This is a genomic window from Alishewanella sp. BS5-314 (assembly GCF_025377695.1).
Taxonomy (GTDB): Bacteria; Pseudomonadota; Gammaproteobacteria; order Enterobacterales; family Alteromonadaceae; genus Alishewanella; species Alishewanella aestuarii.
The window spans coordinates 612,421-631,706 of the sequence record NZ_JACEHJ010000002.1 but is presented as its reverse complement, the minus strand read 5'-3'; the positions used below and the strand labels follow the sequence as shown (position 1 = coordinate 631,706).

Annotated in this window: 27 protein-coding genes and 1 riboswitch; of the genes, 4 read left to right on the top strand and 23 right to left on the bottom strand. The window is 48.7% G+C overall.

Annotation, left to right across the window (positions count from 1 at the left end; all coding sequences use genetic code 11):
• Positions 1-17 precede the first annotated feature (17 nt).
• Positions 18-131, bottom strand: a riboswitch (TPP riboswitch).
• Between the two features lie 144 nt (positions 132-275).
• The 4 genes from H1D31_RS07480 to H1D31_RS07465 all read left to right on the top strand — a co-directional run bounded on the left by H1D31_RS07480 (position 276) and on the right by H1D31_RS07465 (position 7,243).
• Positions 276-2,216: an exoribonuclease II gene (locus H1D31_RS07480; RefSeq protein ID WP_261257397.1), complete on the top strand. Its 1,941-nt coding sequence runs from the start codon at positions 276-278 to the stop codon at positions 2,214-2,216.
• A gap of 129 nt (positions 2,217-2,345) precedes the next feature.
• Positions 2,346-3,461 carry a glycosyltransferase family 61 protein gene (locus H1D31_RS07475; protein WP_261257394.1) on the top strand — a complete coding sequence of 372 codons (1,116 nt, stop codon included), beginning with the start codon at positions 2,346-2,348 and terminating at the stop codon, positions 3,459-3,461.
• Between the two features lie 101 nt (positions 3,462-3,562).
• Positions 3,563-4,741 (top strand): glycerophosphodiester phosphodiesterase family protein, encoded by a 1,179-nt coding sequence (locus H1D31_RS07470; RefSeq protein WP_261257392.1) that lies wholly within the window; start codon positions 3,563-3,565, stop codon positions 4,739-4,741.
• Between the two features lie 144 nt (positions 4,742-4,885).
• Complete coding sequence (locus tag H1D31_RS07465) at positions 4,886-7,243, top strand: TonB-dependent receptor (protein WP_261257390.1); 2,358 nt, start codon at positions 4,886-4,888, stop codon at positions 7,241-7,243.
• A 76-nt stretch (positions 7,244-7,319) separates the two neighbouring features.
• Here H1D31_RS07465 and H1D31_RS07460 read toward each other — a convergent pair whose 3' ends face one another.
• The 23 genes from H1D31_RS07460 to H1D31_RS07350 all read right to left on the bottom strand — a co-directional run bounded on the left by H1D31_RS07460 (position 7,320) and on the right by H1D31_RS07350 (position 19,271).
• Complete coding sequence (locus H1D31_RS07460) at positions 7,320-7,721, bottom strand: GFA family protein (protein ID WP_261257388.1); 402 nt, start codon at positions 7,719-7,721, stop codon at positions 7,320-7,322.
• Between the two features lie 71 nt (positions 7,722-7,792).
• Positions 7,793-8,155: a hypothetical protein gene (locus H1D31_RS07455; RefSeq protein WP_261257386.1), complete on the bottom strand. Its 363-nt coding sequence runs from the start codon at positions 8,153-8,155 to the stop codon at positions 7,793-7,795.
• Between the two features lie 11 nt (positions 8,156-8,166).
• A complete protein-coding gene (locus H1D31_RS07450; protein ID WP_261257384.1) occupies positions 8,167-8,679 on the bottom strand; it encodes a hypothetical protein in 513 nt (170 codons plus the stop codon).
• A gap of 8 nt (positions 8,680-8,687) precedes the next feature.
• Complete coding sequence (locus H1D31_RS07445) at positions 8,688-9,302, bottom strand: GNAT family N-acetyltransferase (protein WP_261257381.1); 615 nt, start codon at positions 9,300-9,302, stop codon at positions 8,688-8,690.
• 9 nt (positions 9,303-9,311) lie between these two features.
• Positions 9,312-10,502: an alpha/beta hydrolase gene (locus H1D31_RS07440; RefSeq protein WP_261257379.1), complete on the bottom strand. Its 1,191-nt coding sequence runs from the start codon at positions 10,500-10,502 to the stop codon at positions 9,312-9,314.
• Between the two features lie 157 nt (positions 10,503-10,659).
• Positions 10,660-11,073 (bottom strand): hypothetical protein, encoded by a 414-nt coding sequence (locus tag H1D31_RS07435; RefSeq protein ID WP_261257377.1) that lies wholly within the window; start codon positions 11,071-11,073, stop codon positions 10,660-10,662.
• Positions 11,074-11,112: 39 nt separating this feature from the next.
• Positions 11,113-11,517, bottom strand: a complete 405-nt coding sequence (locus H1D31_RS07430; protein ID WP_261257376.1) for a hypothetical protein — start codon at positions 11,515-11,517, stop codon at positions 11,113-11,115.
• Between the two features lie 74 nt (positions 11,518-11,591).
• Positions 11,592-11,924, bottom strand: a complete 333-nt coding sequence (locus H1D31_RS07425) for a hypothetical protein (protein WP_261257374.1) — start codon at positions 11,922-11,924, stop codon at positions 11,592-11,594.
• Entirely contained in the window at positions 11,924-12,361 is a 438-nt protein-coding gene (locus H1D31_RS07420) for a DUF5412 domain-containing protein (protein ID WP_261257372.1), read from the bottom strand. Before H1D31_RS07420 ends, H1D31_RS07425 begins: the two co-directional genes overlap by 1 nt.
• 77 nt (positions 12,362-12,438) lie before the next feature.
• Positions 12,439-12,867 (bottom strand): thiol-disulfide oxidoreductase DCC family protein, encoded by a 429-nt coding sequence (locus tag H1D31_RS07415; RefSeq protein ID WP_261257370.1) that lies wholly within the window; start codon positions 12,865-12,867, stop codon positions 12,439-12,441.
• Complete coding sequence (locus H1D31_RS07410; protein ID WP_261257368.1) at positions 12,839-13,072, bottom strand: hypothetical protein; 234 nt, start codon at positions 13,070-13,072, stop codon at positions 12,839-12,841. The genes H1D31_RS07415 and H1D31_RS07410 overlap by 29 nt, the downstream gene beginning before the upstream one ends.
• Positions 13,073-13,184: 112 nt before the next feature.
• A complete protein-coding gene (locus tag H1D31_RS07405) occupies positions 13,185-13,406 on the bottom strand; it encodes a hypothetical protein (protein ID WP_008610328.1) in 222 nt (73 codons plus the stop codon).
• A gap of 220 nt (positions 13,407-13,626) precedes the next feature.
• The gene (locus H1D31_RS07400; protein ID WP_261257365.1) at positions 13,627-13,932 is read right to left on the bottom strand and encodes a hypothetical protein; all 306 of its coding nucleotides are present in this window, start codon (positions 13,930-13,932) and stop codon (positions 13,627-13,629) included.
• 29 nt (positions 13,933-13,961) lie between these two features.
• Positions 13,962-14,201, bottom strand: coding sequence for a YnjH family protein (locus H1D31_RS07395; protein WP_261257364.1), 240 nt, complete (start codon positions 14,199-14,201; stop codon positions 13,962-13,964).
• Positions 14,202-14,245: 44 nt separating this feature from the next.
• Positions 14,246-14,998, bottom strand: a complete 753-nt coding sequence (locus tag H1D31_RS07390; RefSeq protein ID WP_261257362.1) for a hypothetical protein — start codon at positions 14,996-14,998, stop codon at positions 14,246-14,248.
• A 97-nt stretch (positions 14,999-15,095) separates the two neighbouring features.
• Complete coding sequence (locus H1D31_RS07385) at positions 15,096-15,269, bottom strand: hypothetical protein (protein WP_008610320.1); 174 nt, start codon at positions 15,267-15,269, stop codon at positions 15,096-15,098.
• Positions 15,270-15,333: 64 nt separating this feature from the next.
• Positions 15,334-15,579, bottom strand: a complete 246-nt coding sequence (brnA, locus tag H1D31_RS07380; RefSeq protein ID WP_008610319.1) for a type II toxin-antitoxin system BrnA family antitoxin — start codon at positions 15,577-15,579, stop codon at positions 15,334-15,336.
• Positions 15,580-15,706: 127 nt separating this feature from the next.
• A complete protein-coding gene (locus H1D31_RS07375) occupies positions 15,707-16,852 on the bottom strand; it encodes a serine hydrolase domain-containing protein (RefSeq protein WP_261257357.1) in 1,146 nt (381 codons plus the stop codon).
• A gap of 49 nt (positions 16,853-16,901) precedes the next feature.
• Positions 16,902-17,321, bottom strand: coding sequence for a hypothetical protein (locus tag H1D31_RS07370; protein WP_261257355.1), 420 nt, complete (start codon positions 17,319-17,321; stop codon positions 16,902-16,904).
• A 23-nt stretch (positions 17,322-17,344) separates the two neighbouring features.
• Positions 17,345-17,608: a hypothetical protein gene (locus tag H1D31_RS07365; RefSeq protein WP_261257353.1), complete on the bottom strand. Its 264-nt coding sequence runs from the start codon at positions 17,606-17,608 to the stop codon at positions 17,345-17,347.
• Positions 17,609-17,714: 106 nt separating this feature from the next.
• Positions 17,715-18,368, bottom strand: coding sequence for a hypothetical protein (locus tag H1D31_RS07360; RefSeq protein WP_261257351.1), 654 nt, complete (start codon positions 18,366-18,368; stop codon positions 17,715-17,717).
• Between the two features lie 78 nt (positions 18,369-18,446).
• Positions 18,447-18,893: a hypothetical protein gene (locus H1D31_RS07355; RefSeq protein WP_261257349.1), complete on the bottom strand. Its 447-nt coding sequence runs from the start codon at positions 18,891-18,893 to the stop codon at positions 18,447-18,449.
• Positions 18,894-19,001: 108 nt separating this feature from the next.
• Positions 19,002-19,271, bottom strand: coding sequence for a hypothetical protein (locus H1D31_RS07350; RefSeq protein ID WP_261257348.1), 270 nt, complete (start codon positions 19,269-19,271; stop codon positions 19,002-19,004).
• Between the last annotated feature and the right edge of the window lie 15 nt (positions 19,272-19,286).

Here is a 19,286-nt window from a genome sequence, read left to right as displayed (position 1 = left end):
GTCGCTGGTCAGCTGGTACATAATCACTACTTGTTCCCTTCGCAGGTATTAGCCTGATCAGGTTCAACGGATCCCGCAATGCGGTCTCAGCTTCAGGGCAATATCGCCCTGATGCACTCCGACAAGTTTGTATCTTGGTCTTGCCTTTTTAATTAACCATAAATTTACCGAAAAGAAAAGCCCGACTTGCGGCCAGGCCGGCAACAATACGCACCGGTTGGCTTCGCCGGCATAACCCCGTATCATGGCGGCGAATTTGGACAGAGTAAGAATCTATGCTGCAAAATAACCCGCTGTTAGCCCAGCTGAAACAGCAACTGCGTGAATCGCTGCCCGTTAAAGAGGGGGTGGTCAGAGCCACCGCCAAGAACTTTGGTTTTCTGGAAGTCAGTGATAAAGAAAGTCACTTTATCAGCCCGCCACTGATGAAAAAGCTGCTGCATGGCGATCGCATTACGGCTGTGATCCGTGAAACCGATGATAAAACGCAGGCCGAGCCGGAAGCGCTGTTAGAGAGTGGTCTGAGCCACTTTGTCGGTCGGGTAAAACGCTTTAAAAATCGTCTGCAAGTACTTCCCGACCTACCGTTATTTAAAGAGGCCTTAAAAGCCAAGGCGGTAAATGGCCTGGAAGATAAAGCACTCAGTGAAGGCGATTGGGTTAAAGCCAGCCTGGTGCAGCATGCCTTAAAAGACGAGCAGTTTCTGGTCGAGGTGACTGAGCTGATTGCCAAAGCCGACGATGCCAACGCGCCCTGGTTAGTGGTACTGGCCCGGCATAATTTACCTAAAGCCGCGCCTGAACTTAGCGGCGAATTAGCCCAGCTTGAGCTGGAACGCGCCGATCTTAGCGCCACGCCGTTTTTTACCATCGACAGCAGTAGCACCCAGGATATGGATGATGCCATTGCAATCAGCGAAACGGCCGAGGGCTGGTTATTGCAGGTGGCGGTCGCCGATCCGGATGCCTATATCCATGCTGGCTCAGCGCTGGATAGCATTGCCGCCGAGCGGCTATTTACGACCTATCTGCCAGGTCGCAATGTACCGATGTTACCACGGCAACTGGCCGACGAGCTCTGTTCATTGCACCCCGGCCAGTTGCGACCGGCACTGGTGTTACGCCTGCAGATCCTAAAAGATGGCAGCGTCGGCTCGGCGCCAGAGTTTCAGCTGGCCACCATTTGCTCACAGGCACGCTTTGATTATCAGCTGGTGTCTGATTATCTGAGCGGCACTGGTGACTGGCAACCTGACTCTGAAGTAATGGCCAGCCAACTGCATAGTCTCTGTGCGATGGCAAAAGCCCGCCAGCACTGGCGTAAAACCCATGCCATCGTTTTTCAGGATAAGCCGGACTACCGCTTTGCATTAAATGAGCAAGGTCAGGTGATCGCCATTCACGCCGAACACCGCCGTATTGCCAATGTGATGGTCGAAGAAGCGATGATCGCCGCCAACCAGGCTTGTGGCCGTTATCTGGCAGAGCAGCTGGGATTTGGTGTCTTTAATAGCCACAGCGGCTTTGAAAGCAGCAAACTTAACCCACTCAATGAGCTGCTAGCCAGCTTTGCTGCACCAGTGCAGGGTGAAGCGTTGACGCAACTCTCCGGGTTCTGTCAGCTGCGTCGCTGGCTGGATCAGCTACCCACGCCTTATCTGGATAACCGGATCCGCCGCTACCAGGCTTATGCCGGCGTCAGTATCACTCCGGCGCCGCACTTCGGCCTGGGCGCTGAACACTATGCCACCTGGACCTCGCCGATCCGTAAATACAGTGATTTGGTCAATCAGCGCTTACTCAAAGCCATACTGCTGCAACGCCCGGCAGAGGCGCCATCAGAAGAACTCGCCAAACGCCTGGCAGAGCAGCGCAAAATTCAGCGCCGGGCCGAGCGTGATATCGCCGACTGGCTATATTGCCAGTTTTTAAGCAGCGCCATCGACAGCGGCCAAACCTTTACCGGTGAAATTCAGGATATCAACCGCGCCGGGATCCGGCTACGGTTACTGGAAAACGGCGCTCAGGGCTTTATCGCCCTGGCCAGCATCAACGACGAGCAAAACCCGCTTACGGCTAACTGGGAAGAAGGCCGCTGCTATCAGGGTGATACAGTACGGTTTGAGCTGGGACAACAGGTACAGGTAAAAATCAGCGACATTAATCAGGAAACGCAAAGTATTAGTCTGACGTTAGTCTCGCCTGATCCACTCTAAGCAAAGTTACCTCTGCGTTAAGGTTCAGTAAAGATTCAGTTTCGCCGGTGCATTATGGCCGGCGATAGCTGCGTTGCAGTCCAAGGTACTTCTGGATTTTAAGTTCCCAAAACGCAGGCAAGGAGCTGAGTGTTGTTATTACGTATTTTAAATAGACTGGCATCCTGGCAACAGCAGGACACCGGTGCTGTTAATCTGGCAGGTATTGCCTGGCAGCCGCAACCACAAATGGCCGCCACTGTCGATCAGATCCTCGATACCCCGACATTGGACAATAATCAATTACAATGGGACAGACCTGAGGTACCAACCGCAGCAGGCTTATTATCAGCCAAAGCGGCTCATGTTATCGCCATTAAACCGCGCGGCGAGCATTTTGCGGCACAAGACCCCCATGCCAGACAAATTTATGCCTTATCCCGCCGCGGCGTAACCCTACCACATGGCCGGCGTAAGGGGTTCTGGGGTAAATTTTTACGCGGCCGCATGCGTGAAGTATCGCTGACACCACAGCAACTGACTGGTCGCTCGCTCTTACTGGGTGCCTATTACGACGACTGCAATAACTACTATCATTTCTGGGCTGACGTGATGGCCGACCTCTGGTTTGCTCAGCGTGCCGGCGTCGAGCTAGCGCAGCTTGATCACATCCTGCTGCCCTATAGTGGTTGTCGCTGGCAACAGCAAATACTGGAGCTATGTGGGATCGATTTAAACAAGGTCGTCCCCTTGTCAGCATACAGCCACCTGCGTTGTGCTGAATTGATCCTGCCGCTGCGCGCCAAAGGCAGTTACCGCACGCCGGTATGGCTTAATCATGCGTTACGTGAGCTAAGCCATTTTAATCCGGCAAAATCGGCACGACGTCGCTTATATATTGCCCGACTGGACGCCTCGAAACGTCAGTTAAGCAATGAAGCTGAGATCATCAGCCTGCTACAGCAGCATCATTTTGAGATTATCAGTTGCTCAGCATTCAATGTCGCAGAGCAACAGCAGCTGTTCAGCGAGGCCGCGGTGGTAATAGCACCACATGGCGCAGCCCTGACTAACCTGCTTTGGTGTGCTCCGGGTACCCGGATCCTGGAGTTTGTACCTGAAGGTCATCATAACCCGGGATTTCGGGATCTGGCGACCCTGGGTAAGCTGGACTATGCCGTCCTGCAAAGTTACCGGGCAGATCAGGAGAGTACGGCACTCCAACTGGAGCTGGCACCGTTACAACAATACCTGGCCGAATTGTAATCATCTGGTTAATTTAAGCGAAATATCTGGTGGTTTTTCATCGAAATGTCACCTTATTGGCTTAAGCTTGCTTTACACGCTAATCAGCATTGCAATCTCTTATGTTCGGATCATCAATTTTTATCTTTACCCTGGCGGCGGCCGAGTTAGGCCCCCGCCCCGGCTATTTAACCGACTTACTGCCTGAAGGTGACCTTAAACAGCAGCTTAGTGCCTGTTTACAGCAACCGGCGAAACGCCACCCCTTTTCAATTGGTCACCGCGGTGCACCCTTGCAGTTTCCTGAGCACAGCAAAGCCTCATACCTGGCGGCGATCCGCATGGGCGCCGGCATTGTGGAATGTGATGTCACCTTTACTGCGGATAAACAGTTGGTTTGCCGGCATGCGCAGTGTGACCTGCACCAGACGACGGATATCCTGCTGCGCCCAGAGCTGGCCGCTAAATGCAGCACACCTTTTACCCCGGCAAGCGACGGCCAAACCGCCAGTGCCAAATGTTGCACCTCTGATATCAGCCTCGCTGAATACAAAAGCCTTTGTGCAAAAATGGATGGTGTTAATCTTCAGGCTGATAACGTAACCGATTACCTGAACGGCAGCCCGGACTGGCGTACTACCCTGTATCAGCAATGCAGCGCGCCACTGACCCATCAGGAAAGTATCGCGCTGTTTCAGCAACACGGCGTAATGATGACGCCAGAGCTAAAAGCACCGGAAGTCGCTATGCCATATCAAGGCGACTACAGTCAGCAAGACTATGCTCAGCAACTGATTAACGAATATAAAGCAGCCGGCGTGAAACCTTCCGAAGTATGGCCGCAATCCTTTCAACTGGCGGATATCCGTTACTGGCTTAAACATGAACCGGAGTTTGCCAAACAAGCCGTGTTTCTGGATGATCGCGTTGACGCTGAGCACTATGATCCCGCGCATCCGGAACAACTCAGCCCAAGCTTTAGCGAGTTAAAGGCCGAGGGCCTGAATATCATAGCGCCACCGCTATGGGTGCTGGTTAGTGTCGAAAATGGCAAACTGGTCCCCTCCGCCTATGCCAAAGCAGCACGCGCCGCCGGCTTACAGCTCATTACCTGGTCATTGGAGCGCTCAGGCCCACTGGCTGCCGGTGGCGGCTGGTACTATCAATCTATCAGCAGCATTACCAGTGACGATAGCATGACATTGCAACTGCTCGACGTGCTGGCACAACAGGTCGGGGTGATTGGCGTGTTTTCAGATTGGCCTGCCACCACCACCTTTTATGCTAACTGCATGTTATAACATTGCATATTTAGTAAATATTTCATCAAACTGAAATTCAATTTAAACTTTTCTGTAACATTCCAGCGGCACACTTAGCCTCCGTCATACTGGGCTGACCAGTATGACGGAACCTATAACCATAAAGCGCTTCTGGAGAATACCGTGCGACATTTTAACGTCAATTTGCTCACCCTGGCGGTGATCAGCGCCCTCAGCTTTCAAGCCCTGGCCGACCAAACCACGACACAAGCAGCATCACAGGATGCCGGACTGGCCGATGAAAAAGCCGTAGAAGTGATTTCTGTATTGGGTAAGCGCGTTAGCTATGCCAATAACACTACGGATGAAAATATGAAGCTGTTACAGGCGCCAATTGGCAACGTAATGGATCTGATTAATAATTTACCCGGCATTAACGTTGGTCAGGGTGATGCCTTTGGTAGCGATGATTACACCACTACCATCAGCATGCGTGGCTTTGTCATTGACCGCGCCGACCAGCAACTGGGCATTACTATAGACGGTATCCCGAATGGCGGCTCGGCCTACGCAGGTGGTAGCAAAGCCAACCGCTATCTGGATGTTGAGAACACCCGTCTGGTTGAAGTTGGTCAGGGCAGCGCCGATATTGCGTCCGCCTCACTGGATGCCTTGGGCGGTACCCTAAACTTTGTCTCTGATAATCCACAAACCGAAGCCGGTGCCCGCTTTGCTTATACCAGCGGCAGCCATAATGCCCGTCGCTACTTTGCCCGCTATGATACAGGCCAGATCGGCAACACCACGGCCTATTTCAGCGTGTCAGACAGCTTTAATAATCGCTGGATGGGCACCGGCAGTAATGGCCACGCAGATCGCCTGCACGTAGAACTAAAAACCGTCACAGAACTGGATAAAGCGCGCATCACGACCCGTTTATCCTATGACGATGCACATGAAGACAACTATCAGCCGGTTTCTCTGGCGCACTTTAAACGCACGCCTCGCTGGGATGGCTTAACCACCGTTTGGACCGGTGATCCGGAAATCGATCAAAACTTTGCTGAAGCCTGGTCTACACTGCGTGAAAATACGCTGTTTTATGTGAAAACCGAGTGGTATCTGTCGGATAATCTGGAGCTGGATATTACCCCTTACCTGCACCTGCAAAATGGTCGCGGTGACTGGTTACCACCGTTTCAGGTGTATGCCACTGACGCCAACGGCAACCGCCTGAATAAAGGCGCTGGTGTCCGTCGTCAAAACTATACCCATGTTACCGCCGCCGGCATTCCGATCCTGGATGGTAATAATAACCAGCCGGGTGCCAAGCGCGTGTCATCATACCGGCACACCCACTATGATAAAACCCGCTACGGTACTACTGCTAACCTGACCTGGGATCTGGATAACCACCGTTTGCGCAGTGGTGTCTGGCTGGAATCACAGCAACGTAACCAAACCCGCGACTGGCATGATGTGATCGATCCGCGGGTTTCCTACGAGTTTAATGCTCAGCCATACTGGGTACATTTTGACGACGACTATAAACACAACGTCGCCAAATTCTATCTGCAGGATCAAATCACTCTGGGTGATCTGCAGCTAACCCTTGGGGTGCAAAAATACCTGGTCGATATCAGCCGTACCGACAACTTAAATGGTAAGGGCAAGGACAAAATTGACAGTAACTCATCCGTGTTACCCAGTGCCGGTGTGGTTTATGCCCTGAACAACAATCTGGAGCTATTTGCCGGCTATTCGAAGAACTTTAAAGCCATTGCCGACAGTATCCTCGAAGGCAAGGCGGCAGCCGAGCTGCAAAACCTGAAGCCGGAAACGGCGACCAATATGGATCTGGGGATCCGCTATTTCGGCCAGCAGTTTAGCTTCTCCACCGCTATCTATAATGTCAAATTTAACGATCGGGTGGTATTACTGCGTTATGCCACCGCAGCCGATGGTACGCCTAACTATCTGGCCGCCGGTGATGGTAACTTTGACAACGTCGGTGGTGTTAATGCCCGCGGTATGGAAAGCAGCCTCGACTGGCGTCTTAGCCAAAACCTGAGCCTGACCAGTTCTTTAACGCTTAACCGTGCCGAGTACTCGCAAGATGTACTGGCCAGTAAAACCACGCCGGCCGGTGCTCCGGTACTGGTAAGGGATTACCGTAAAGGCGATAAACTGGCGGGTATTCCGGAGAAAATGTTGTCATTAGCGCTGAACTATCACGATGGCAACTACCGTGCTGGTGTAAGTGCTAAGTATGTCGATAGCTATTTTGGTGCCGCAAAACACACCTTTGCCAGCGACGGCAGCGAAGTGTGGAACCGCGACAAACTGCCTACCCACACCCTGCTAAATGCCTATCTGGGTTACGAAAAGGACCTGGATAACAGCAGCTTCTTTAGCGGTATCGATTTAGCTTTTGTGATCAATAACCTGACCGACAAAGACTACATTACCGGTGGCAGCGAAGGCGCTTATCTGATTGGTGCCGGCCGCACTGCCAGCTTTACTGTAAGTTTAAACTTCTAGTAAAAACCCACCTCTTATGGAGGTGGTTTAAGATTAGCTACCAGATAACGGCCTGCTCTGCAGGCCGTTTTTCTTTTCAGCCCTGATCTGCGGCAAACTGTGCAAATACTTCAGCGCCGGTCAGAGTCGGCGTTTGATTGGCAAACTCGTAGTAATCAGGCTTTTGTTCAATAAAAATCTGGCTGTGCATTTGAAAAGCCTGCTCAAACAAGCCAGCGGGTAAAATATACTCATCTGCCGGCAACAGATGATAGAACAAATGGCTGCCACATTGCGGACAAAAGCCCCGCTCTGCCCAATCTGAGGACTGATAAACCGCCGGTTTTATGCTGCCACTAAAGGTCACCGCCGAGCCACAGTGCACCGCTAACATTGGACCACCGCTCCATCTGCGACACATTTGGCAATGGCAGACATCGATCTGTTGCTGCTCAGGCGCGCTAACAGTAATGGCTCCACATAGACATTTTCCTTGCATAGTCTGATCCTTAGATTGTGGTTAAAAAAATAGCTATTTTAAGGCCTTAACCAAAGCCTTGGTGTCCTGGCTCAGCCCAAATAGCCCTGCTGCTGATAATACGCCAAACCAGCCGCTGTTAAGGTGGCCAGTTCTGCAAATAACTCAGGCTCGACGGTTTTAAAATTAAAACAGGATTTGCCCTGCATCCGCGCCCGCAACGCCGCTGAAATACCATCTAACAGTTCGGGCGCCAGATAAATCGGCATCAAATGGTAGCTGACATAGTTTTTCTTTAGTTGCACCGCACCGAAAAACAGTGGCTTTTTGTTCTGTTGCAAAAAGGCAGTATCCAGATATAACTGCTCTGGCTCATCATGCGTTACTACCAGAACAGCAGCATGCTGCGCCAGCAGCGGCCGTAACGCCTGATACACCTGTTCTAAATTTGCCATAGCGCCTTCTTCTATTCGAGGAAAAATACCAGCAACACAATAACAGCATTGTTAATCATATGAATAGCACTCGTTATCCCGAACGCTCGCCAAGATGAGAGTGGTCTCCAGATCAGATAAGCTATCGAATAAACAAAAAAACTAAAGAAATTGATTATGCCCTGAATTGGGAAAGATATGCCGTGCAACAAAGCCCAAACTAGTGCACTAATAAGTGCCGTTGTTAACAGATTTTTGGTAAACCAGCCGATAATCCAAAAGATAACCACCATCATCAGCGTTTCAAAAAAAGGACCAAACAGAACAACAGTATAAACCTCAGCAACCAAATCGACTTCATCAGTCAACATGGGCACCTCTGGTAGCAACCATAGCAGCAACTGCAACAGCAGCAAACCATTTAGCAGTACTAACATCGATGCTTTAACGATGTATCGTAATACCGATTGTTGTGTGGTGAACAAAAAGCCCACTACGCCTGATAATCCGATATTATCCGTAACCAGACCACTGTATTGTTTCATGGAGATTGTCAGTTCTCACTTAAAGATGTGGTTAGCCTGGCCTTGCTAAGTAAATACTGCAGATGGGCGCGCACCTCTGGCCACTCTGCCTGATGCAGGCTATACATGACGGTGTCGCGGATAGTACCGTCACGCCGCAATGCATGGCCGCGGATCACGCCGTCCTTTTTCGCGCCCAGCCGTTCAATAGCGCGCTGGCTGGCAAAGTTAAAGTTATCCGTCCGCCAACCGACCACATTACAACCCAGCGTATCAAAAGCATGACTAAGCAACAGCAGCTTACAACAGGTATTAACGTGGCTGCGCTGCACACTTTTGGCATACCAGGTATAGCCAATTTCTAATCGTTTCACCTCGGGTAAGATGTCATGGTAACTGGTGGTTCCCAGCACCTTACCGCTGCTGGCCTCAATTACAGCAAAGGCAAAGCGCTGCCCGGCCGCCCGGCTTTGCAGGGCGCGCTCGATATAGCCGCGAGTATCTTCTGCGGTCGGCACCGAGGTGACCCGCAGTTGCCATAACTCACCATCAGCCGCTGCCGCTTGCAAGCCGGCTTCGTGTTCAAGTGCCAGCGGCTCCAGGCGCACATCGTCCCGCTGTAATATTACCGGCTCGACAAACATCTTTACTCCTTAATTATCGGTAACTGCCAGCGGCTTGGGTTCAGCTCTGGAAAAGAGCCACAGCATGGCCTGGCGGTAACTTTCTGTACTACTGGCAGCATGAGTGCCATTTTCAATAGTGATAACCTTTAACTGCCATGGCGTACCGGCTGCGTCCTGCCAGTGCTGTTGCCACCTTACAGCGGCCTGGCGCAGTTTTGGCCAATCCCTTGAGCCAGTGGTAACAACCAAGCCAAGATCCGTTTTAGTTGCCGCAGCCGGCGGCGCAAAGAACAGCTCCTCACCCGGCTCAAAGGTCGGGTTACTGGCTATCCGCCCCCAAAATAAATCCGGCTCGGTAAAGGCTGAATACAGCACCAAATAACCGCCGCGGCTCTGGCCAAATAAAATTTGTCTGCTGCGATCAATTCGATAGCGCTGGGCAATTTCCGGTAATAGTTCCTGCTCCAGAAAACGATTAAATGCCGGAGCACCGCCCTGTTCTGCTGATGCATCAGGTGCTGGAGCAGAAAAATCGTAACTACGTTTATTCACCTTACTCTCAAAAGCGCCATAGGCAATACCAACGATAATGGCTTCTGGTAAAGACTCGTCGTAAGTCAGAAACAAATGGTTAGCCGCAAGAATTGGAAACAGTGAATCACCATCCAGTAGGTATACCACCGGATAATTTCTGGCCGAAGTATAATAATCAGCGGGCAACCTTACATAAATATGAAAAGGCCGGCTCACTGCAGTAGATTCAAGTTTGAAATAATCGCCACTTAACGCCGGCAAATAATCTAACGGCGTGCCAATGGGTGTTGTAAGGCTTTTCATTACCGACCAAAGAATAGCACCACCAAGCAAAATAGCAGCCATGCCGATCATACCCAGATAGCGACGGCAGCCATTGACGGCTTTACTAGCAAAACGGCGATGCCATTGCCAGGGTAACAAAAGTAACGGTAATGACGTCAGCAGCAGCAACCAGCCAAAGCCCGAGAATGCAGCAGGATAAAAGGCATATCTGGCACTGTGAATAAAAGCCATCCCGACAACTAAGCGGATAGCGATTTCCAGATAATGCAATCGCGCCGAGGCAGCAAAGCCAAGCAAAAATGGCATCACCTGTTGCGGCTGCAGCAGTGCCCAAAGGCCCAGAGCCAGTAAATAGCTGCCCGATAACACTACCAGTGTTAATGCCAGAAATTCCGCCATCTGTTCGTTGCCTTTGGTAACTATTAGCTGCTGTTATTAAACCATGTTTTTTACTATCGGCGGCAAATAACGCAGTCCGGGATTCAGGTTAGAACTGATACCCCAGAAATCACAGCCTTTGCACTGATTTGCATCTATAGCGCTATACAAAACCTGCTCAGGCTTGAACGGCTTTATCGCCACGTACCAAAAAGTATAAACACCCAGCCAGCAGCAGATAACGCGGTAGCATAACCAGCAGATTATCTAAAATGATGGGCTGAGCTTGTAGCGTAAAGTACAACTGCGTTAACACCAAAGGAGCTAACAGCAACAAATAACAGCTAACATCAGGCTTTTTAATCAATAACTTAACCACAAAAGCCAGGATTAAGAAGGCGGCAGTCAAAGGTACTGCGATGGTCAGTACATCAACCAGGGTAAAAGCAAGCACCGTTGATACCTGCGCCAGGGGTTTAAGCAGCTCAGCCGGGAGCGCGATAGCTGCGCCAACGCCAATAATCCAAAGCGCTGCATACGCCAGCACCAACCCCAGAATAAGGGCGATAGCCCGGTTTTTTAGTTGTTCCATACAATGTTTCCTTGTGATCCAGTGAACGTTTAAATAGCACTAACCACGCTTCTGCAGCACGGCTTTGTCTAACGCTAATACTGCCAGCTTTAGCTGGCTCAGGTCTGCCTGTTCACCAACATATAAACTTAAGGCTTTGGCGAAACTTGCTTCTGCTTCAACGTAATTACCGGATTTTTCGTATAACAACCCAAGTCGCAAATACGTAAAAGAGAGGTTGTTGCTACCGACCTCAGCGTTCAGAGCAGATGCGTTGTCTAACTCCAGAATTCTGGCCAGAGCTTTCAAAGCGTAGCGCCCGCTTTCCGGCGAGCCTTGCAGGTACTCAGAATGGGCAATAGCGATTTCATTTTTCAGGAAGTCCGCAGAGAGATTGTTGGCAGCTGCGCTGGCTGACACTAAGATCCCCAGCAAAAGCAGGTTGAATTTTATAACACTCTTCATTCTCAATTCCTTTTTAAGATGGCTTTTTTTATTTTCAATTAGCAGAGCTTTGCTGGCAAGGCCAGTTTTATCTTCTACAGACTACGTAATACTGCAAAAACAATAAACCCCATTAAAGTAACAGCAACGCAACAAATAAACCAGCCAAAGGCGATTAATAAAGCACCAATGCTATTATTCATAGCCGCGGTTTTGATCTTAGCCAGGCTGGTTAGCTGCACCACTGCCGAGGTTGAGAACAGCGCACCAATCGCCATCAGTGGCGCCAATACACTAAGGATAAAGAAGCCGACAGCACCGGCCTGAGCGGCCGCTTCATCAGGTGCAACGGCCTTTAACAGCAAGATCGCAGGGACGGCGCCAGCCAAAAACAGTGTATTGCCCCAAATGAGTCTCGATTTATACATTAGTTATCGCCAGTTGCTACGCCGATAGCTGGTGCGTAGCGAATGCTTATAGGGTTAATAAGGCCAAAACGCTGCTCCGCTTTAAATTCTGAGCCATCAAGTTTGGTATTGATCAAAAGCTCTTGATTTGACAGCCAGGTTAGCTCGGTGGCATGGGTTTCGGGATGACCTTTGATCACAAAGATATTGCCGCTGTCGTTTGGTAGCGCTTTGTCAGCTTTTACAATAGAAATTTGCGTACTAAAACCTGAAGTAGCGCCACAGTCACGCTGAAAAATCACGGCTTTATACTTATTATCCGGCGAAGGCAATTCAGCGTGAATCACATTGCTACACAAATCACCACCACTGACATAAAACAAAAAGGCAAAAAACAGTACTGGTAGCACTACCGTGATGCCAAAGATATAGAGCAACCATTTTAAAACTTTTAGCATCAGCGTCCTTTCTCTGTATTTATATGTTTTTGCGGCTTAGCCAACAGGCTAACGGTATTTTCGCTCTGCCTGCAAGCTTAGAGCCCGATAAAACGCGATCTTAGCTCGGCTGTTGGCTGCATACAGGCCGTGGCTTTACCGAACAAGCGGTAACGATGGCGGGCTAATAGTTTGTAACAAGCATCGCGTAGGAACTTGGGGATCAGGCGCAGCACCCGGCAGTAAGGCCAAAAACCGCTCAGATCACGGGCTATTTCCAAGGCGGCGTCGGAGTAACTGTAACAATGCTGATTTTTTAGCAACAGTACCGAGTCGGTGTCGGGGCTAAGCTGTGGGTATTGCCTCAGTAGCTGCTGTGCCAGCTCACTTTGTAGCGGAGCAAACACAAAACGCGCCTGCGGATCGCGTTTAATAATAAAGTGCACCGCGCCCTGGCATAAATGACAAACGCCATCGAAGATCACAATATGCTGCTGGCTAGTGGCTGTAGTCTTCTGATTCTTCATAAAAAATGGTAATAATCAGTTTTTCAGCGTCACCGAGAAAAGTGCCGCCAGTGACCACTTGTTCGATTTTAAAAATCTTGATCTGCGGATTAGCGGCAAACCAGTTATTCATATCCTGTTCCAGGGCATTAAAAATTGGCTCCGTAAGCTTACCGCTAAAGCTCATGCGTGTTCTACTGAGGTCACTGAAAATCTTAACTTTCATACGTTTTTCCCTGTCTTTTAAATCCCTAGTTTTTACCTTAGATTGTTTGCAGCAACTAGCAGAGGGCTGTGCTTTGCGTCTTTACGGCACAACCATCTCTGCTATTGGATGTTTAGTTTTTCTCTTCGATAGCCTTTACTCTGGCCCGGATATCGTTGATCACTAAAAAGGCGCCAAAGAACACGGCACCAAAGATCGCAGCAGCGAAAAGTCCAAAGATGGCGCCGAAAAAGCCGCCGCTTTGCCAGCCGGCAACCAGACCAACCAACAAAAATAGCCACAGACCAATTTCCAGCAGCACGGTATAAAGGTTAATAACGATTTTAGATAACATAGTATTTCCTTCTTTCCCCCGGTTATTGTTTTCCGTATAAGTATCAGCGGGGTTACTGATCTTATTACTTATTAGCGATACTGCAGCTGAGCATGCGTTGCTTAGTAATTTGCGCCTTCAAAGAGCGCTCGACGCCCGGAGAATTCTTATACTTTTAGCCTTTGCTATAACCTTTTCTCCATTCTTAGCAACGGCCAGACATCGTGGTTGGGAATACAGGTTAAAAAACCAATCTGCCAATAAAACCGGCGACGACTAACAGCACGCCAATAAGTAAAAGCCTTTCTGAAAATATTTCTCTGCTGTTTTGCATGGTTAGTTTGAAAGCCTCAGAGAGTTTTAAAAACGCAAACTCAGGAATTAAAGCGAATGAGACCAGCAGTAAAACACTACCGAAACCTGAAACCGTTTCGAATGAAACAGCGCCATACTCATATACATTGATAACCGAGCCGGCAAAAACCACAGCAGCCGTAAGTAATACGACGCCGGAAAAAATTTTATGCTTTCGTTCCTTGCCAAACATTTAAATCACCTTAATAACTGCAAAACCAATCAGCTGTTCTGATTGCGCTCGTATTCCTGCCAGACCAGGTGTGTGCTTTCTTCTTTTCGCACACACTTAACTTTGCGTCCGGCTTGCTCCATGATTGAGCCCAAAGAGTATTCAACATCTGCGTAATAGCAATATTTAGAATAATCTTCTGCCTTTGCATCAGTGCTCTCGTTGCTCGTTTCTGCGTGCACAGTTGTTACGGCAACTAAGGCCGCAAACCCGAATAATAATCCTTTCATTTGGTTGTCTCCTTTTATCATCATCTTCAACTGTATGTCGCTAGCTAAGGTATTTTGTCCTGCGCCGGCGATTGGTTGATACTCAGGTTCACCTCATCACCGTCAACCTCTAACTGCAGAGTACCAACAGTAATAACCCGGTTATCACCATCGGGTGCGTAGCCCTGTATTATCGCTTGTAAGCTGTGTGGGCCAAGCCACTGTGCACTGTGAACGCCGTATTCTGCGGATTGATGATCCAGCAATAACTTTGGCTTGCTGTCGGATAAGCGATACAACTTCAGGATATTGTGGCTAAAGGTATCGGCCAGCCGACTGTCCAGATATTCAAGTACTAACTCACTATCAAGGGAAAACACCGGGTGTCCGATCAACTCGGTGGCTAATTTTGTTTTGCGATCAATTAGTAAATAGCGCCACTGCTCCCAACCCCATTTAACGATCACACAATACCGCTTAGTGTTATTACAACCCCAAAGTTCAAAACGCTGAAAACGCTCGGGGTTGTCTTCGATAATATCGTGCAGCACCAGTGTAGTATCGTCGAGGTAAGCCAAGCTGACTTGACCCTCAGTTTTTTGATAGATGTCAGCGAAATAAGTGGCCAAACGCGCGGGCCCATCTTGTTTAGTGCACTGCTCAAACATCTCAAATTGTGCGGTCGTGTAGTGCACAGGTAAAGGTGTGCATTGCTGCAATAACGTCATATGCGCCGGCACGGTTGCTGCCAACAAGGGGCTTAGGGCACCAAGAGCACTGTATAATCCAACGATTAAAAGAAAATAGTGAAGCGTCATAGTCAGCAATTCCCTGCTTATAGCCGCGTGTTAGGCGTCGTTGTTAAGTCTCGTTTCAAAGCGAGAACAGCTTTTTCGTCAGGCGGACTACCTGTAGCTATGCGATATTAAACAAAAAATAGAAAAAGCCAACAAAGAAAATCACGCCAACAATAACCATTACGGTAAGTGTTTTTGAGCGCTTCATAGATTGGAACAAGGCGTATTCTGTTAATAACCCGGTTGCAATAAGCGCTGTGGTTTTTAGGTTGTCTTTATCTTCAGTTTTCACTGTAAATCCTTATTTTTTTAGTCCCTACCTTAATGGCTCCACGAGTCGGCACTTAGCGCGTAATTCACGACCGAGCTTTGTTCGCTGCAATTTCTTCCAATCTTTCAGCCAGCCAAACCTTGATAATTGACTGACGGGTAACGCCGATCCGATTGGCTTCTTGATCAAGTGACTCAATCATCCAGGCAGGAAAGTCTACATTCACACGCCGCTGTGCCTGATTTGGACGCTTAATTGTCGACAGATCAAGATCATCAATAATGTCGACCGCATTATCATCAAACTTTTTATCGAATACTTTAGCTTTCATAAATTGCCATCTCCGCTTTACGCGACCGCCTGACCGAGATTATTCACGTAGGTATAGAAACTATACCTTAATGGCGAACTTTATAAATGTAAGCCAACAGATTACGTTTGCAAGTTGGAGAAAACATTTAAGGTTCTGCTAAATCCTTAGCCACTACTGTCTCTAACACCGACTGCTTAATTTCCGTTAACAGCGGATAGGGATAATTGTCGATATCATTCGAAGCGGTAAAAATAAATAAGCCAACTTCCGGATAGTAATCGAAGGTTGCATAGGAGTAACCGTTTGAGCCGGTGTGATTAATCCTGTTAAAGCCATGCTGTTTGTCGATAGCCCAGCCATAGCCATAATAGGAACCTTTTTCAGTATTCTCGGCAATATGCGGTGTAAACATCAGCTGCCAGGAGGCTGCGGTTAAGATCTGGCCTGCCTGCATTGCCAGGTACCAGGCCTGCATATCTTGCGCGGTAGAGACAAAGCCACCAGCACCTTCGAACCAGCGTTTGCCGGGTTGTTGGCGCAGGTGCTGCAACGAGTCACCAACACTGCGGCTCTTGGCTTGTAACCGAAACGCCCGTTGTAACCAGTTGGGATCAGCACCGTAATTTATCGCCAACCTGTGTTGCGGTATATCCGCCAAACGATAGCCGGTTGCTGTTAAACCCGCCGGTAACAGGATGTGCTGTTGAATGTAGGCTTCCCAATTCTGGCCTGATGCCATTTCAATTAGCTGCGCCAGCAAGTAATAACCCAGGTTCGAATAGTGATAGCGCTCGCCAGGGGCGGCGACTAATGGCAGCTGCAGCACCTGCCGCGTGTAACTCTCGCTATCGATAACGTCGTAAAAACTGATGCTGGGCGGGTTAGTCGGCAAGCCTGACGAGTTACTTAACAAATGATGGATGGTGATCTGTTTTTTGTCGGCAGGAACATCCGCCAGGTAGTTATCGATAGTTGCCGTAAGTGATAACTTGCCCTGCTCTACCAGCTGCATGACTGCTGTCGCGGTAAATTGCTTGGTCAGTGAGCCGATATCAAATACCGTAGTATTATCAAAGGCGCGCTGGTTTTCCCGATCGGCCAGGCCAAAGCTTTGCTGAAAGATTAGAGTATCGGATTTAGCAATTAATACGGTGCCGGAAAACGCCGATTGCTCAAGTTTTTGCTGCCACGGCAGCAGCGGTTCGCTGGCGGATACCGCTAAGGTGGCAACTAGCGTAAGTGCGCCGGCAATAATAGAGCGGAGTTTTGGCTTGGTCCTTGTTGGTTGCAAAATTGTCTTTCCTTGTTGTGGGCAGTGCCGCTCTAACTTTAGCAACTTGCTAGTCTGCAACTACTGCCATTACTTTCTTAGCAAAAAGTTTATAGCCCGGAGTCAGGTGGTCAACAACGTATATTGTTGCGCCAGTCGAATCAATTAACTGCAATAATTGCGCTCTTTGATGATTCTTTACTGACGCAATTTCAGACCAGGCATAAGAGCTTTTTGAGCCATTTATCTCGACTGTAAACTGAGACTCGTCAAAAACAACTTTCGCAGAAACGAACTTTGCATACAGCAAACCGAAATAAGAGATATATGCTACCCCCGCTCCCAGAAAAAGAAAGATGACTGCGCCACTTAAACTTGATTTAGCAAATGCCTCATAAGCCAGATAAAACATGCAACCTGACAGAAAAGGAAAGCCCAAAATTGCTATGTAAAGAATAATCTGAAGCCATGCTGGGTTATATACGACCATGTTTGTCCTTAAACAACTGCGAGCTAATGTTTAGCAATAGTTGAATGGTGCATAACCCAATAAACCAATGCAACCAATACTCCGCCAACTAACACCGCCAAACACCACAACCAGGAATTAACAAATGCCAGCGAGCCCTGCTCTCTTTGCAATCTGTTGGCATCGTTAAATACTGCCGCACTGAAAGCAAGATGCACTAAGATGGCACCTATCATCGGCAAAATATTCCACATTAGGCCAAAAGCCATCAGTTGATCTGAGTTTAAATGATTAAAATGAAAATCCATTTAGATATCTCCTTTATTAAATACTGGCACGATGCTGCGAGCGCCTAACGCCAAGCAAGGCGCGGCTGGTCAGGAACGGCCGCCGACCGCAAACTGCTGCGCATTATTAGCTGTACATACCCATTTTTTTCAACCTGTTTTCGTAATAATCAAAGTAACCTTTTATGGCAGGGTAGCTATGCAAAGCAATTTTAACTGCATCCACAGTTCCAGCCTTTTCAGCCGCGCTTCGCACACCAGCATCCAGAATCCCCCACGTAAGTTCGTAGCTGACAAACTCTTTCAGAGGATATGAATGGGTTTTCCCATCCCGCGGGTGTTTTAGTGGGTAACCAGCACTGATTCCGATCACTGCTTCATCAAAAGGCATCTCAACAAGAAAGGTTGATTTCACTACCCTATAACCTCTGACCAAATTCAACTCAGACAGCGGTTTCTGATCCGTTGAAAATTCTTCCGCTTTGTATATTGCTATAGCGCATCCATGCAGAGCTAAAGGGTAACCGTGATAAGTAGCATTCCGCAGGGCTTTCAGTAGATCTGTGTATACATTCCAACCAGAATAGTCCTTAGCGGTCCAGCCCTCCCCGGTTAAACGCTTAAATTCCTTTCTCATAGTTTCTGTAAGCTGTTGGCTTTTATATATGTACTGCTCGAACGCGTGGCGAAATTCAACAGGAAACCGTCTTGCCCGGATTAAATTTAGGTATAGCCGTCTCAAGTCTTCAGCAACTACCTCAGTTCCTCTTAACTCTCTCACTTGATTTCCCTTGATAACACCTATAGTTCGAATGCAATACCGGCAGATTGAAAGACGTCGCATCCGATACCGTAAATTTTATGGATGATGGCTACCTAAAACCGACCACTGCTGCCAAGTGCCAACCGCAAACAGGCTACCAATAAATAAACATATACCCGAACTCACTAACCAAAACGTCAGGCTGTTTTCCGGAAACACTGGCATTAAGCCAACAAAGGCGACACCGCGCAGTAAAAATATACTGCTAATCAGCGTTAGCGCTATCTTTGTCAGCGGCAAAGGTTTAATAACACCGGCACCCGACAGGCCATAAAGCGCCCATACCAACAGTACCAGTACGATAACTGAGGTAACGATTGTCGGATACCACAGCCCTTGCTCTGCCATGCGGGCCATTTGCTCACCTGCACCGAAGAAGCGATACCAATCGCCGCCGAAAACAATGCAGCCAAGATGAGCCAGTGCGGCCGCAAAGCAACAGATTGCGGCAACGAGAAGAGATTTGTTAATGGTTGACTGCATCTTTTCTTCCTTGAATGTTAACGCTTAGCACACGGCCGACGAGCCACGCAGCGGATTGAGGTCCAGCCGCCAACGGAAGCGTTGCTGACTGGCCTTGTTAAAATTTCATTACGCATCACTCACTTTTATTGAAAGAAAAGAGCCACTAAGACATTCAATAAACATTCCAAGCACCGCAAAGTAAGCTCCTGAGCGATGACAGAGTATGCTTGAACCATCAACTTTCATCGCAAAACTCATTTTTTGTAAATCATGCTCCGTTATCACCCAAGTATCTTTATCCTTGTGGCTTTTGAACTCTCTGCAGAAGCCTACAATAAACTCCTCCAGCTGAGTTTCGGTTGCTGATTCAACGATAATTTTTTGAGCTAGCCCCATGAGCTCTCCAAAATT